The sequence below is a fragment of the Candidatus Njordibacter sp. Uisw_039 genome, assembly GCF_047730075.1.
In the GTDB taxonomy this organism is placed as follows: domain Bacteria; phylum Pseudomonadota; class Gammaproteobacteria; order Pseudomonadales; family Balneatricaceae; genus Njordibacter.
Map to the genome: position 1 here is coordinate 1816644 of NZ_CP159831.1, position 15660 is coordinate 1832303.

At 42.4% G+C, this 15660-nt stretch carries 16 protein-coding genes; 11 read left to right on the top strand and 5 right to left on the bottom strand.

The window, feature by feature from the left end; genetic code table 11:
- Positions 1-236: 236 nt before the first annotated feature.
- From ABXT70_RS08620 to ABXT70_RS08635, 4 genes are all read right to left on the bottom strand, one after another.
- A complete protein-coding gene (locus tag ABXT70_RS08620) occupies positions 237-1229 on the bottom strand; it encodes a dipeptidase (RefSeq protein ID WP_443640085.1) in 993 nt (330 codons plus the stop codon).
- Positions 1230-1247: 18 nt separating this feature from the next.
- Positions 1248-1880, bottom strand: coding sequence for a glutathione S-transferase family protein (locus ABXT70_RS08625; RefSeq protein WP_443640086.1), 633 nt, complete (start codon positions 1878-1880; stop codon positions 1248-1250).
- A gap of 18 nt (positions 1881-1898) precedes the next feature.
- Positions 1899-3305: an amidohydrolase family protein gene (locus ABXT70_RS08630; RefSeq protein WP_443640087.1), complete on the bottom strand. Its 1407-nt coding sequence runs from the start codon at positions 3303-3305 to the stop codon at positions 1899-1901.
- 417 nt (positions 3306-3722) lie between these two features.
- On the bottom strand, positions 3723-4631 hold the full coding sequence (locus ABXT70_RS08635; RefSeq protein WP_443640088.1) for a LysR family transcriptional regulator: 909 nt from the start codon (positions 4629-4631) through the stop codon (positions 3723-3725).
- Positions 4632-4804: 173 nt separating this feature from the next.
- Here ABXT70_RS08635 and ABXT70_RS08640 point away from each other — a divergent pair, with 173 nt between their 5' ends.
- The 8 genes from ABXT70_RS08640 (at position 4805) to ABXT70_RS08675 (ending at position 12871) form a co-directional block, all read left to right on the top strand.
- Positions 4805-5608 (top strand): creatininase, encoded by an 804-nt coding sequence (locus ABXT70_RS08640; protein WP_443640089.1) that lies wholly within the window; start codon positions 4805-4807, stop codon positions 5606-5608.
- A 48-nt stretch (positions 5609-5656) separates the two neighbouring features.
- Positions 5657-6802: a polyamine ABC transporter substrate-binding protein gene (locus tag ABXT70_RS08645; protein ID WP_443640090.1), complete on the top strand. Its 1146-nt coding sequence runs from the start codon at positions 5657-5659 to the stop codon at positions 6800-6802.
- Positions 6803-6990: 188 nt separating this feature from the next.
- Positions 6991-7812, top strand: a complete 822-nt coding sequence (locus ABXT70_RS08650) for an ABC transporter permease (protein WP_443640091.1) — start codon at positions 6991-6993, stop codon at positions 7810-7812.
- Between the two features lie 5 nt (positions 7813-7817).
- On the top strand, positions 7818-8615 hold the full coding sequence (locus tag ABXT70_RS08655; protein ID WP_443640092.1) for an ABC transporter permease: 798 nt from the start codon (positions 7818-7820) through the stop codon (positions 8613-8615).
- 9 nt (positions 8616-8624) lie between these two features.
- Entirely contained in the window at positions 8625-9725 is a 1101-nt protein-coding gene (locus ABXT70_RS08660; RefSeq protein WP_443640093.1) for an ABC transporter ATP-binding protein, read from the top strand.
- Between the two features lie 58 nt (positions 9726-9783).
- Positions 9784-10998, top strand: a complete 1215-nt coding sequence (locus ABXT70_RS08665) for an aminopeptidase P family protein (RefSeq protein ID WP_443640094.1) — start codon at positions 9784-9786, stop codon at positions 10996-10998.
- Between the two features lie 345 nt (positions 10999-11343).
- A protein-coding gene (locus tag ABXT70_RS08670; protein ID WP_443640095.1) for an IS3 family transposase occupies positions 11344-12428 on the top strand; the annotation gives its coding sequence in 2 pieces (ribosomal slippage) (positions 11344-11596 and positions 11596-12428; 1086 coding nt in all).
- Positions 12429-12571: 143 nt separating this feature from the next.
- The gene (locus ABXT70_RS08675; protein ID WP_443640096.1) at positions 12572-12871 is read left to right on the top strand and encodes a hypothetical protein; all 300 of its coding nucleotides are present in this window, start codon (positions 12572-12574) and stop codon (positions 12869-12871) included.
- Between the two features lie 284 nt (positions 12872-13155).
- Here ABXT70_RS08675 and ABXT70_RS08680 read toward each other — a convergent pair whose 3' ends face one another.
- Positions 13156-13758, bottom strand: coding sequence for a hypothetical protein (locus ABXT70_RS08680; protein ID WP_443640097.1), 603 nt, complete (start codon positions 13756-13758; stop codon positions 13156-13158).
- Positions 13759-13825: 67 nt separating this feature from the next.
- Between ABXT70_RS08680 and ABXT70_RS08685 the strand changes: the two genes are divergently transcribed.
- From ABXT70_RS08685 to ABXT70_RS08695, 3 genes are all read left to right on the top strand, one after another.
- Positions 13826-14011 carry a hypothetical protein gene (locus ABXT70_RS08685; protein WP_443640098.1) on the top strand — a complete coding sequence of 62 codons (186 nt, stop codon included), beginning with the start codon at positions 13826-13828 and terminating at the stop codon, positions 14009-14011.
- Between the two features lie 4 nt (positions 14012-14015).
- Positions 14016-14264, top strand: coding sequence for a hypothetical protein (locus ABXT70_RS08690; RefSeq protein WP_443640099.1), 249 nt, complete (start codon positions 14016-14018; stop codon positions 14262-14264).
- Between the two features lie 109 nt (positions 14265-14373).
- Entirely contained in the window at positions 14374-15531 is a 1158-nt protein-coding gene (locus tag ABXT70_RS08695; protein ID WP_443640100.1) for an aromatic ring-hydroxylating oxygenase subunit alpha, read from the top strand.
- Positions 15532-15660: the final 129 nt, after the last annotated feature.

A 15660-nucleotide genomic window follows, 5' to 3' on the forward strand; every position in this document is an offset into this window, starting at 1 on the left:
CCGGATACGCGCCCCGGCCCTTTTTGGTTACACTTCGTTTTTTGTTGGTATCTACCCGCTTGGCCCAAACCGACATGCTGGGCTTGGTGGGCTTGGTGGGGTGGACAAACTATAGTCGTTGATTTATATAAGGAAAACGGGAAAACGCAGTGTTCAAAAAGCCCGATTCCAGCAATTAGCGACAACCCACACATTTTGTAAATAGCTGCTGGTTCAATTGATACTACACCCTAGCATCAGCCAATTACACGTTGGTAATATCGAAGCCAGTTTTTACCCATAAAATTATCAATATCATGCTCTGACCAATTACGGCGGGCAAGCTCGTCTGCTATTCGTGGGATATCAGCTGGCGTCTTCATCCACTCTGGCCATGCGGGTGGAATAACCGGTGCCGAGTCAAAGGTACTCCGACCTGTGCGCACCTGACGGATGTAGGACAAAGGCCTGCGCCAAACAAAATCGGTACCGAGGCCAAGACCCTCAGAACCAACGATCTGTGCAGTGTGTTCGACCAAGTCAACAAAGCCCTCGAGGGTACAGCTGGTGCCACCCGGCAGCATCGCTGGAAACAGCACCATACCGAACATACCCCCTCTTTCGGCTACGGCACGCATCAGTTCATTAGATTTTAGTCGATGTGGCAACTCAGCATTTGCGGAAAAACTCAGGGAGTTTGAGTGGGTCACAGCAATCGGCATAGTTGAATTTTCAACACAGTCCATCGATGTTTTGATACCGCAGTGAGATACATCTACAATCATTCCAAGTCTGTTCATTTCACCGACAATGCGCTTCCCATAAAGCGATAAACCTGAGTCATTTGGCTCCAGGCAACCAGATCCTGCCTGACCCTGATGGTTATAGGACATCTGGATACACCGAATACCCAGATCATAGAATATCTCCACAAGAGATAGGTCATCCTCAAGTGGAAGAGTATTTTGAAAACCTAGGATTACTGCAGTTTTTCCTTCAGCAGCAATACGTTCAACGTCACCGACACCCCAGGCTGGTGCAATCAAATTACTGTAATCATTAAAGGCACGTCGCCATCGGGACAATGCTGATATAGCCTCTCGCGTGTTATCAAATGTGTAGTTCATACAGGTTATATGAACGCATGAGATACCTCCTTTACTCCATTCCTCAAACACTTCTGAGTCACACTCATCTGCTTGCATCCCATCAATAATAAACCTGCGCTTAGCCGTTGTTGGTTTAGTCATTTACCTAATCCTCATTAGTTAGAAATATGGCAAGCTAATGCCTTCTCGGTCGAATGTCCTGATAACTGACGTTCGATTACACAGTGACTCAAGCACTCGTGTAATATGTGGAAAACTGCGCGTGGGTGGGGTTATGTGACGTGACCAGCGGCCAAGCATCAGTAAGTAGAAATCAACAATGGTAAGCTGATTGCCAACCATAAAGTCCCGGCCTTTCAAATGTACATCAAGGACCTCGAGGTGGCGCACAACATGCCCAGCCATCACAGTTTTGTAATCAGCATAGTGTTCTGCAGTGACATAGAATTCTGGTCGGTAAAACTGCCAGAAATCCACCTGCAGCGAATTAGTTAAAAAGGTGATCCATTGATAAACCTCAGACCTTTCATAGGTACCTAGGAGGGGAATCAACTTTGCTTCTGGATGATGGTCTGCTAAATGTAAACATATCGCCGCAGTTTCAAACAAGACCTTATCTCCATCCTTAAACGTTGGAATCCGTCCGTTAGGGTTCAAGGCAAGATACTCAGGGGTTTGATGTTCTCCTTTACTACGATCAATCTCCACCAGATCAAATTCTGCTCCAATTTCTTGAAGGACAAAATGGGGCACTATACTTGCCAGACCTTGAGAGTAATAGAGTTTGTACATTTCTATGTGGTCCTTAATTCATTTTGTGTCAGGCATCGGACGGCGATGATAGCGCGACGTCAAACCTAACTTATCCATCATGCGCCAATGAGATTGCTGTGCCTCACTGTAAATAGACCCAGCTTCCACACGCACTGGCTTTCCTTCATCCCAAACGAGTTCCCCGTTCACGATCACTTTCCAAATAGATTTCGAACCAGTGTTATAGACTAGAGATTGAATCGGATCAGAAAAGGGTTGTGCTTCAGGCAAATCAGATCTTCGGATAACGATGTCGGCATATTTGCCAACTTCTATTGAACCTATGTCACGTTCCATCCCCACTGCCTTTGCGCCACCAATAGTAGCGAGCTCAAGTACATCTAACGCTGTCATCGTTGTCCGGCTATCAGCCTTGGCACGTGTTGACAAAAGCGCCATAAGTCCCTGCAAACCGACATCATAGCGACACCCCGATGAAACCCCATCACTGGCTAAGGCGACATTCCCACCTCCACGAGAAACCTCTAGATGCTTTGCGTTTCGCGCAGCTTTAGCACCAAGATTCATTGAGGTAACCGGACACCAAACTACCGACATCTTTGCTTGTTGAACAATGCCAACCTCATCAGGATCGAGATCGTTCATGTGGCTGAAGGTGCAGTTTTCGCCGATAAGGTCGCAATCAGCGTAATGGCGCATAGGGCGAGACCCCAGACGCTCTTCGTCCACCGCGGTATCATGATGGTCAAAAGATTGATGTTGGCTAAAAATTACACCGCTTTGATCGGCCCTTTCCTTAGCGGCACGCATAAGATCATTCGAGGCACTGCCGAGCCCAAACAAGACCACGCAACCTTTAATCAATGCATCTTCTTTGTTACGTTTGAGCTGCCCACCCAGAAGATTAAGGCTTCGATCAAGATCTCGTGGCGCTCTTGTCATGTCTTGTGTGCCTTGGGATGCAGGTAAATCCCATAGGAATGGATCACCAATAAATCCTCGTATTCCAACAGCCTCTGCAGCCTCAGCCGAAGCATCAGGAAATTGCAGTGTACCGGCCTCGAGAAAGCAGGTAGTACCATTTGATAACATTTCAAGGCAATTGAGAAAGGTGGCAGCTCGCTCATCTTCTTCCTCAACTGCATCCCACCAACGACGTAGTGTGTTCATCATCGTGCTCGTATCGAGGACATCAGAGAAGGCTCCTCGCGCAGTATTCATAAAATGGACATGCGCATCAACAAACCCCGGGTGAGTGACTGCACCACCTGCATCAATAACCTTAGCTGCTCTCACCTTGGGCAGCACATCCACTTCGTCCCCCACCAGCACAATTCGTTTTCCATGGATGGCGATTGCACCACGCTCAAAACACGTTCGTTCTTCGTTCATGGAAATTACAAAGGTATTCTTAACGAGATAGTCAGCTATTATTTTCGTCATTTGTGCTTCCTCCTAGTTTGTTAGACTAGGTTTATCGATCAAAGACTGTTCCACATCTTTATTCACTTTACGCGATCAAATATCTATGTTGAAACCCACTACACCAATTAGCGCTAAGCTTTATTCTTATGAATTAAGGCCGTTTGGATTAGGCATCTACTTCCTAACTTCAAGATTCATAGTACCCAAATCGAATATCTTTAGCCAATTGACCAATTACACTACAAGTGATGATCTCGTTGCAAAATATGAAAAACACACTTAACTGTCAGGCACAAAAAAGCCCTAGTTTATAAAACTTAAGGCTAAATAATTGGTGGGCCTAGCGGGATCGAACCGCTGACCTCAACACTGCCAGTGTTGCGCGGACAAAACACAAATCGTTGATTTATATTAGTAAAATTGTAAAACGCAGGGTTAAAAACGCCAGGAATCCTGCTTGAGAAAGTCTATGAACTGTTGTTGAATTAAGGGCAAACGCTTATTACTATTCCAGACAACACCCAAATTCATTGTTGGTATAGGCTCTTCAATCTGTTTTGACAAAATTCTTGTACCATCAAGTGACCAGGGGCGGTAGAGAATATTGGATAAAATAGCTACTCCACTTTCTCTTGCTATAAAACTTCTGACGGCTTCTACTGATTGCGTTTTTATTCTAACATTAGGCTTAAGAGCGAACATTTTCCAAAATTGGTTAGTATTTGATTCAGCCTCATCACTTGCAAGCATTATATAAGATTCTTTTGCTATCTCAGCAAGAGGTACCTTATCCATTTTTGCAAATCGATGGCTTTCAGCGCACCAAAGAGTGCGGGTTGAACGAAAAAGAGTTTCCACCTCAAGACCTTCGGCAGTCTTAATATTAGAGGTGATCATAAACGCAATGTCTATTTCTCTTGCCCGTAGTTTTTCCTCCAAAGCATCTCGTGAATTTTCTACAATATTAACTTTAACCTTTGGATAAATCTTTTCAAACTGCCCTAAAGGGATTGGTAAAAAATAACCCACTACAGATACAGAGGCGCCTAAGATAAATCGACCTTCAGTATTTTTCTTTTGATTATGAAACGCGAATATCGATTCATCCACCATATTTAAGATTCTCTGCGCACTATTCAAAAACCGATGCCCATCATAAGTCAAAATCACCCCGTATCGATGACGATCAAAAAGATCGATCCCTAATATGCTTTCAAGATTTTTTATCGCATCAGCTACTGCTGAGGGACTCATATGAACTTTTTCTGCGGCTAACTGAATTTTTCCCGTCTCTGCAGTGGCAATAAAATAGCGTAAATGACGTAGAGTGAGTGAGCTATTCACATGACTTTCTCCTAGTTATAAACGTCTATATTGTAGCAATAGACCACAGAAATCCATCTTAAAATATTTAGACCACAGAAAAACTGTGTCTTAAAAACTAAAAATACCATTTTATTTTTAATATTCCCTTTAGTTAAGATGATTTATCGTATCAATAAAAGTGGGATGGCAACATGGTTTCTATGGCGGATCTTGATTGGGTAACCTATCAAAAATCTGTGTCTGAAGGTAACTCTATAATCTTTTTACCTATCGGCGCGCTTGAACAACATGGCCCACACATGTCAATGAATCCTGACGTATTGATTCCCACAGCTATATCTGAGGCAGTGGCCCATAGACTCAGCAATGCAATGGTTGCTCCACCCATTGCTTATGGATACAAATCACAGCAGCAGTCAGGTGGTGGTAATCATATGCCGGGTACGACCAGTTTAGACGGTCAAACTCTAACGCACACTATTAGAGATGTTATTAAAGAGTTAGCACGGCACGGCAATCGAAAGATCGTCATGATGAATGGTCATTATGAAAATTCAATGTTTATTATTGAAGGGATTGATCTAGCGATTCGAGAATTAGGTTGGGATGGCATTACCAACATGAATGTGATGATTATATCTTACTGGGATTTTGTTGAAGCTCCAACAATAAAACTTCTCTACCCTGATGGTTTTACTGGTTGGGACTTGGAACATGGGGGTGTTTTAGAGACGTCCTTAATGTTGCACCTTTATCCACATTTGGTTGATATTGACAAAATAGTAGACCATCCCCCAGCTACCTTTCCACCCTATGACATGTTTCCAGTCAACTCTGATTTAACCCCACCTTCAGGAACTTTATCTTCAGCAAAAAATGCAAGTGAAGTGAAGGGGGAAATATTAATGAACGTTTGCGTTGAAGGTATTTCACTTTCAGTAGAGGACGTATTTAACGTCGATTATGTTAAATCTATTACCAAAAAAACAGCTTGATAAACCTTATCTCGATGCCCTCAAAATTATAACTAAAGGAAAAAGAATATGAGTGACAAAATTAAAACTGATAAAAAGTCTAGAAGAAGCTTTATAAAACAATCTAGTGGAATTGCCACTGCATTGGCATTTCCCACTATTTTCACCTCAGGAAAAGCCTTGGCTGCACCCACTGAAATTAACATGCTAGCTTGGTATGGTCATGGTGAAGCGGATGTGGTGGCTGAATTTGAAGCTATGCATAATGTTAAATTTAAGCCGAAGTATTACGCCGGTGGCGATAATATGCTTGCCTTAATCGCCCAATCACCACCAGGAACCTACGATTTAATCTTGTCAGATGGAGAGTTTGTCCAACAACTAGACCAAGCGGGACATATCCAACAGCTTAATCCTAGTGATTATCCATTTGATGATTTTATTCATGATGATTTCAAAAATTTCCCAGGTCACTGGCGTGATGGAAACCTTTACTCAGCAATGATCCGATTTGGATTCCTTGGAGTTTCTTATAATCGTAACGCGGTTTCAGAAAAAGAAGCAATGAGTTACAACTGCTTCTGGAATAAAAACCTTAAAGGTAAGGTCGGTCACTTTGATTGGCATCTACCCAATCTTGGAACAGCTAGCCTATATAATGGAAACATTCCTAGTCCATTCAACTTGGACTCTACTCAGTGGGGAAAAGTGCAGCAAACAATGATGAGTCTGCGTTCACAGTCGGGTGGTTTTTTTGATTATGGCGGGTCATTTAACTCTCTAAAGAATGGTGAGATGTTGGCAATGTGCGGTATCGGTGATTGGATCACAGGGGCGCTTGAAAGGGATGGCGCGCCAGTTACTTCGGTAGTGCCAGAAGAAGGCGGACTGCAATGGACCGAGTCATATTGTATCGGCAAAGGCTCTAAAAAAGCTGCAATAGCAAATGAGTTTATCCGTTATTTACTTTCACCTAAAGGACAAGTCAAGTCTGCATCGATGGCTGCTTACCCTGCCTTTTGTGTGACTAATGCGGGACAAGCAGCGTTGAGAAAAGAAAACTTTTTTGAAGCACAACGCACAGGACAAATTGATGGTGCTAGTAACAATCCAATAAAATTAATTAATGACGGTCGTATTCACTACAGGGATATCCCAGTTCAGCAAAGTCTCGAAGACTGGAATGACGTTTGGTCTGAATACAAAAGCTCTTAATTGACAGCTAGTCATCATTAATAATGATTACATTCTCCAACTGTTCAATTATTTAAATGATGACTAGCTTCCTAGATTTTGGATCAACATCCTAAGTGTTGGTCCATTTTCATTTATTAAGTAGAGGTATAAAGAATGTTACAGGCTGGACAAGGATGATATTTTCAAATTGGATTAGAAGTTTAGATGTGTACGCATTAACTTGGCGCCTACCTGTTATCATTTGGCAGGTATTGTTTTTTCTTGCACCACTTATTTTTATGATTGCCATGTCTTTTTTTCTAGTTAAAAATTATCGAATGGTAGAGGCATTTGAACTCGTTAACTGGATGAAAATTTTCTCCAAGGGCTATTTTTGGAATAGCTATGGACTCTCATTGGGATTAGCTGCCCTAGCCACTTTCACTGCATCCTGCATCGCCTTTCCAGCATCATATTGCCTAGCATTCAAATTGTCTGAAACAGCACGCCGGTGGGCCATTTTCTTTTTAATTATCCCATTTTTCACAAGTTACTTAGTGCGTACGTTTTCTTGGTATGTGTTGATGGCAGAGTCAGGTGTAGTCAATAACATTATTGGTCATTTGGGTATTGGGCCCATTAAAATGTTGAACACAATGTTTGCTACCAATATTGGGTATCTCACCCTGACGCTGCCTCTTGTGATTATTTTACAAACCCTATCAATGGCGAGCATCGATAAAAACCTTATTGAGGCAGCGCATAATTTAGGTGCTGGACGAGTGCGCGCCATTGTTTCAGTCATTATTCCAGCGGCTCGTATAGGCCTCATAATTGGTGCTCTATTTTGCTTCATTCTAAGTTTTGGCGACTTTGTCAGTCCCTACTATCTAGGAGGATCCAACCCACCAACACTTCCTATATTAATTATTGATACCACTAAATCAGGACAACAGTGGCCTCGGGCTGCAGTAATTGCAACCGTAATGATGGTGACACTAATGCTGGTTGCACTTAGTGCTATTAAGATTGCCTACAAAAAGAGATAGTGACAATGTTAAATGACAAATCAATTGTATGGCTGTTAAGGATTTATTTACTGCTAGTTTTTGTATTTATATTCATGCCAATTGTCACCAGTGTGGTGTTTTCATTCAATTCTGATCGCTTCCCATCACTACCATTAGGGCACTTTACCTGGAATTGGTATGACAAAGTCTATAATGATCCAGAAACCTGGGATGCCATCAGAACTAGCATCATCGTAGCCTTATCAGCCTCCTTGTTAGCAACTATTATTGGTTTTTGTACCGCGTACACAGACTTTCGTTATAATTTTAGGTTTAAAAATGCATATTTAGCATTGGCATTATTGCCTCCAACTATTCCTTTAATAATACTCGCTTTAGCCATGCTTGCTTGGTTTTCAAAGCTTGGTATTTCAGGACAAATATGGGCTCTAATTATTGCGCACACTGTATTGGGGGCCCCTTTTGCTATGGCTATTATTCGTCTTCGTCTGCAGCAGATGGACAAAGATCTGGAATCAGCGGCATGGAATTTAGGCGCTTCTGAATGGGCTACTATGAGGTACGTTATTATTCCATTTGCCCTACCATCAATTATTTCTGCACTCTGCCTAACAATGGCTGTGTCATTTGATGAGTTTGCAATTGCCTGGTTCGTATCGGGTCTAAATAAGTCTATTCCTGTTGTGATTCTGGAAATATTACAAGGTAATGTTGACCCCCAAATCAACGCCATTGGATCTTTTGTATTTGCCACGACAATGACTTTAGTGGTGATTGCTCAGCTATTTCTTTTCACTAAAAAACCCACAACAATAAAATAGAGATACATCATGAGTGAAGGACAGATAGTTTTTGAGAACGTAACAAAACAGTTTGGTAGCGCAGTCGCTGTGCAACCTATTAATTTTGAAATTAAAGCTGGTGAGTTCCTTGCAATTATGGGTTCCAGTGGGTGTGGGAAAACAACGACACTGCGGATGCTGGCTGGGCTCGAAACACCTTCAAGTGGAGAGATAAGGCTAAATGGTGTGCGTATGAATGAATTAAAAGCGCATGAAAGAGAAACGCCTTTAGTCTGGCAAACCCTAGCCCTTTTCCCCTTTTTAAATGTCATTGAAAACGTAGAGTTTGGGCTTAAGATGCGTGGCGTAGAAAAATCTGAGTGCACGAAGAGATCATTAAAGTGGCTTAAACGGATGGAGATCGAACAGTTTGCAAATCGTTCAATAGACCAATTGTCTGGTGGGCAGCGACAAAGAGTTGCTCTAGCACGTGCCTTGGTGACTGAGCCACCAGTGCTGCTTTTGGATGAACCTTTAAGTGCACTGGATCAGAATTTGGTTGTGCGCATGCAGAGTGTATTAACTCGACTACAAAAGGAACTGGGCATTACTTTTGTCTATGTTACCCATAGCCAGTCTGAAGCTTTTGCAATGGCCGATAGAGTTGTCATCATGAGTGAAGGCGTTATAGAACAAATTGGATCACCCAAAGAAATTTATAGGAATCCAGCTAGCCGTTTTGTCGCCGAGTTTGTTGGCACCAATAATATTATCAGTGGTTATATTAAAGAGCTAAACGAACACAGCATGATCTGTAACACAGCTTTTGGGGTAATAGAGTCTAATCTGCATGATGGAAATAACAGCCATGTTGCAGGTGGGGCAGTTGAACTGGTTATTAGTGCAGACATGGTCGAATTATCACAGGAAAAAACATCCTCTAAAAACGAGATCCAAATACAATTTATTGCTGAAGAATTTACTGGTTCGGTGGTCACTCTGTATTTTGAAGATGACAACAAAAATGAGCTAATAGTACAAAAGCAACAACGAGAAATAGAGCCATTAGAGTTAACCTATGGCTGCAAAATTTATGCCCACTGGGATCCCATAAATGTTTTCTGTATACCCGAGGTAAACGCAGGATAATTATCTTTCAATTAACCTAACTAGAGTTCAATTAACGTATCAATTCAGGAGATACTATATGCAACGTATAGAAAGACCACAAGCTATCAACTTTGAAAATGGCATTAAGGATAAACCCACTTTTTCTGCTGCTGAAATGGCAAATCGTAATGGGAAATTGCGAGCGCATTTATCATCAGAGAACCTTGATGCAGCTGTTTTTTCATCTATTCATAATATTAATTATTTCGCTGACTTTGTTTATTGCTCATTTGGCCGGCCCTATGCGTTAGTCGTTACGCATGATGCACATACAACCGTTACAGCAAATATTGATGGCGGTCAGCCTTGGCGTCAAAGTTACGATGACAACATTGTTTATACAGACTGGGAAAAAGATAATTATTTTCGAGCTTTGAAAAAATTAGTGCCCGGAAAAGCTAGAGTCGGTATTGAATATGACCATATCACTTTGGAACGAAGAGAGAAGTTAGCTGAGTTTATGCCCGATGCTGAGTTCGTTGACATTGGTGTGGCTACTATGAAAATGCGTATGATCAAATCTGCTGAAGAGCATGCATTAATTAGACAAGGCGCTCGAGTATCTGATATCGGCGGTGCTGCTTGCGCTGAAGCCATTTGCGAAGGTGCACCAGAATATGAAGTTGCACTTCACTCTACACAAGCAATGGTTCGAGCCATTGCTAATACCTATCCCCATACAGAGTTAATGGATTCTTGGACTTGGTTTCAGTCTGGTATCAATACCGATGGTGCTCATAACCCTGTCACTACTAGACGAATAGAAAAAGGGGATATATTAAGTCTGAACTGTTTTTCCATGATCTCAGGATACTATCAGGCACTAGAGCGCACAATGTTTTACCACTCAGCCACTAAACGTGAGATTGAGCTTTGGGAGATAAATTGTGAAGTTCATAAAAAGGGTTTGACTCTTATTAAACCTGGAGCAGTTTGCAGTGACATTGCTGCAGAACTTAATGAAATATTTCTAACCCACAATTTACTTCAGTACCGTACTTTTGGATATGGGCATTCATTTGGATCTCTTTCTCATTATTATGGCCGCGAAGCTGGACTTGAATTACGAGAGGATATCGACACAGTGATAGAGCCAGGTATGGTTGTGTCCATTGAACCTATGATCACTCTGCCAGAGGGTGTAAATGGTGCTGGTGGTTATCGCGAACATGACATATTAATTGTTGGTGATGATGGGGCTGAAAATATTACTCATTTCCCATTTGGTCCAGAGCACAATATTATCAGATAGAAAATATCAATATGAATCTTAACGCCTGAAGAAAGTGAAACCGTTGTTAGATCTCTACTCAGTTGGCAGGTTCTGCTGATTGGGTGTTTTTATCAATTTTGAATGCACTTTATTACAAGCTTTAGACTTAACAGCACTTAAAGCATGAGGTTTTTAACGTTTAACAAGTGTTAATTTTATTAATTATGCATAGAGAATTTTGATACAGCTTCCAGTGTTTGCATCAGATAAACTCTGTCTTGTCTTTATACTGGCTAGTTATGATGAGATCTCGCGGTAATCCCCCCGAAAAATAACTGAGGCCAAAAGTAGAATTTTCTCGTAAACTTTACGAAGGAGATCTACATGAAGAAATCACGATATTCGGACAGCCAAATACTGGCTATCATCAAGCAAGCTGAAAGCGGTGTGCCTATCCCAGAGCTATGCCGTGAACATGGCATGAGCAATGCGTCATTTTATAAATGGCGAGCTAAATACGGTGGCATGGACGCATCGCTCATGGGTCGAATGAAAGAACTAGAAGACGAAAATCGCCGCCTCAAAAAAATGTATGCCGAAGAACGTTTGAAGTCTGAAATTATTCAGGAGGCGATGGCAAAAAAGTGGTAAAGCCATCTCAGCGCAAAGAGATGGCTCAGGCAGCAGTTAGTAATAAGGCGATAAGCGTACGCTTGGCCTGCCAAATCTTTGTCGTAAGCGAAACGTGCTATCGATATCAGCCGAAGCTCAGCGGTGAGAATGCGGTGATTGCAGACCTTCTCGTTCGGCTGACGCATAATCAGCGTAACTGGGGCTTTGGTTTATGTTATTTATACTTGCGTAACGTTAAGGGTTTTCAATGGAACCATAAGCGCGTGTACCGTATCTACCGTGAACTTGAGCTCAACTTACGTATAAAACCTAAAAAGCGATTAGTGAGGCAAAAGCCTGAGCCTCTGTCTGTTCCTGAGGCGATCAACGATTGCTGGTCGATGGATTTCATGCATGATCAACTATCGGACAGCAGAAGCTATCGTCTATTTAATGTCATCGATGACTTCAACAGAGAGGGGTTGGCCATTGAGGTGGATTTTTCACTACCTGCTAGCCGAGTTATAAGAGCACTAGATCAGGTGATTGAATGGCGTGGAAAGCCTAATCGAATTCGTTGTGACAATGGACCCGAATACATCAGCAATCTGCTGGGTGACTGGGCCAAGAGCAACGGCATAGAATTGGCATTTATACAGCCAGGTAACCCTCAGCAAAATGCATACGTTGAGCGCTACAATCGGACTGTGAGGTATGATTGGTTAAACCATTACCTGTTTGAAAGTATTGATGAGGTTCAAAGGCATGCAACAAATTGGCTTTGGACCTACAATAACGAACGCCCTAATATGGCGTTAAACGGCATTACACCAATGATGAAGTTGGCAGCTGCCTAAATCTCTACTTTTAACTTCGGTTGTTAATGGGGGGATTACCTCGCTATAAGCATAAAACCCAGTCTATGGAGTGAATAGTATCAAGGGATAGCATTAAAGAATCTAGCTGCGTGCATCACGAAGGATGCATCAAAGGACTATTTATGACTAAACGTACCTATTTTGTGTTGAAAAAACTTAAAATGATTCGACACAGAATTATAGTGTTTATTATTTTTCCTATGTTGTTATCAACATTTTCTCTGGCTGATATGAGAGTTGATCGGTTTTTCTCTTTCCTTATGTTGGCATCTACAATTTCTATAGAAGATGTGAAGCTCAATCAGCTTATTTCAATGGAGGTAAAACAACAGATCGTTGCCGATGTAACTATTGATAAGAAAGCCTTTGATGATGTTCCGATTCAGTTTACTGCTGATCAAATCGGGGGGGATTTTAAGTAGGTTAGTAGCCACAAACCTAAAAATAGGCTATTGGTGTCCAGCTAATGGTGTCCAATTGGTGTCCAGTTAGTAACTACTATGGCTGTAAACCTCGTGAATGGTGGGCCTAGCTCTATCAAATAGTCATTACAAAATATTGATTTATAAGCATATATTACAGTGCAGAACATATATGTGCCCCCATATGTGCCCCCAATTAATAATTTACATTTTGTTGGCATCTAATCTACATCGTTCCTGACACGGCTTAGTTAACCACTTTTCAGCCAGTGATGCATATCCGACTAGTACTTCGTTTTCTCAAGGCAAGACTCAATAAACACCCCTTCGGTCGTATAAAATCGTGGTTCAAACTTACCATGAAGTCGGACGTTATCAGCCTTCTCGTAAAACATACCACCACAACCTGGATGCTCAAAGTCGGTGTTGCGTTCCCCATGATACATAAAGCCATGAACATCTAGATCTCCACGTTCCTTGGTAGGTTTGTAAGGAACAACTACATAACTACTGCACTTCAAACATCGCTCTTGGCCAGTCCGAGCTTTAGCTAACTCAATGTATTTCGCGTAACTATTAATGGTCTCAATAGTCGAATCTAACCACTCTCGACGTGATTTGAATAACACATTGAGAATGTTCGCCCAGACTGTGCCCGTTTTAAGGCTAATCAATTCTAATTTAGACCTGATTTCAGAAGCTGCCTTAGACGTCTTACCAAAATCTTCAATGGCAGTAATGCTTTGACAGCCATTGCACCACCCTAGTTGCCTTTCAAGGTTAAACTGCCCTTCGTCGTCCTTATAATAATATTGTCCATTGGTGGCGTTACTAGACGATCTGTAATCACATTGGGTACAGAGTATGGAATACGAAGGGACTGACATTAACTGATCCTTGATTATCTGAATTACATATATTGAAAATGTAACGCGTTTGTACCATACTTATCGAATGATAGCTAAAAAGACCACCACATTAAATCTGCGAGTTGATCCCTTAGTTAAGGACGCCGTTCGCTATGCCGCTAACCAAGAACACAGGAGCGTTGCCAATATGGTAGAGATGATGATTCGTCAATACTGTCGCGACGCTGGGTATCCTGTATTAGAACAAAACCCGCTGTTTGAAGATGAATAATAAGATGCTCAAAGGCCTCGTTGAGGCTGGTGCAGTTAAAGCGGTTAGCATAATCGCTAATGGCTCTGTCGTACATGCTGAGATCATTACCCTTAGTGGTGATAAGAAGGTAATCACCACCCAAGCTGGGGCCATTAAAACTTGGGGTACGATCGACTCAGCAGCCAAGTGGCTTAAGACACTCGGCTTAGGTACTATGAAGCTTGAAGTTGGAAAGTGGATGCCTAATCAAAGAGGTATGATTTTCAAATGACTTATTCATCTATACGAAAAGCGGCATGAACTCAAAGCCAATGCATCTTAGAAAAGTCGCAAAGCTGTCCTGAAAAGCAGGACCACTTCAGTAGCCAAGGGAAGCCAGCATGGGTAAAGTTCACAATTCTAAGAGCCATAAAGACCTGACATGGGATTATAGCGATCCGGTGAATGGGCAATCTATTCCGGCCCCCTTTTTCTATGACGCGGATATTTTCGAGCAAGAAAAAGAACACATCTTTATGAAATGCTGGCATCTTGTTGGCCATGTTAACGAGCTTAAAGAGCCAGGCACCTTTATTGTTCAGGATGTTTTTGAGCAAAGCGTTATCATCATCACCGAAAAAGACGGTAACATTCATGCATGGCACAATGTATGCCGCCATCGTGGCAACCGCCTGATGAACGAACGGCGTGGCAAGGTTGGTGGTATGTTGCGCTGTCCTTACCACTCTTGGTGCTATAACCTTGATGGTAGCCTGCGAGCCGCTCCGCGGACAGAGCATCTGGATAACTTCTGCAAGAAAGATCACAGCCTGCGCAAAGTGCGGATGGAGATTTTCGCAGGCTGGGTGTTTATCACGCTGGATGATGATGCACAGGCCGTATCCGAAATGGCTGCCGGCGCAGAAGAGAAAATGCGCAAGTATCTGCCCGATATGGATAATGTCGAGCTAGTAGAAGAAACCGATGTGATCGTTAACGCCAATTGGAAAGTCATTCAGGAAAATTCCGTTGAAGGCTATCATTTTGTTCTGAGCGGGCCTGTTCACAAAGACCTCGCCGCGTTAATTGATTTTAAAGGCTATACGCTGTCGGCCTATGACAAGTACTGGACCTATATCGGTCCGCCCAATAAGGATGTTACCCATGCTTACGGCATGCCGCTTGAAGGCGCCACTTGGCAGACGGACTCCTTTTTCAATATCGGACTTTGGCCAAATACGACGTTCTATTCCTTCCCCTACACCGATATGGTCGGCGTCTTCATCATGATCCCACTGACATCGGAAAAATCCCTGTTGCGCTTTAGCTATTACGCGCCAAAAGGCCGCCCAGTGCCAGAAGTGACGAAAGCGGCGATTCACTGGATGAACACGCAGCTTGGCCCAGAGGATATCGTACTGAATGAAACTAACCAGAAGGGTTTGCATTCCATAGGCTTCGGCTCGGGGCGTTATCTGATTGATGACAGCCTGCCGAACCAGAGCGAACATCTCGTGTTCAACTTCCACAAACTTTGTTATCAGGCAATCAGAGAATAAGTGTTGCTAGGATATTAAAAAAGCACTTAACAAGACGCTCAAGTAGGACAAAGTACTGCGCGGTTTAGCCATTATCCCCCGCAATCTGGATGCACAAAGTCAGTACTGTGTTGCCAATAAGGCAAGCAG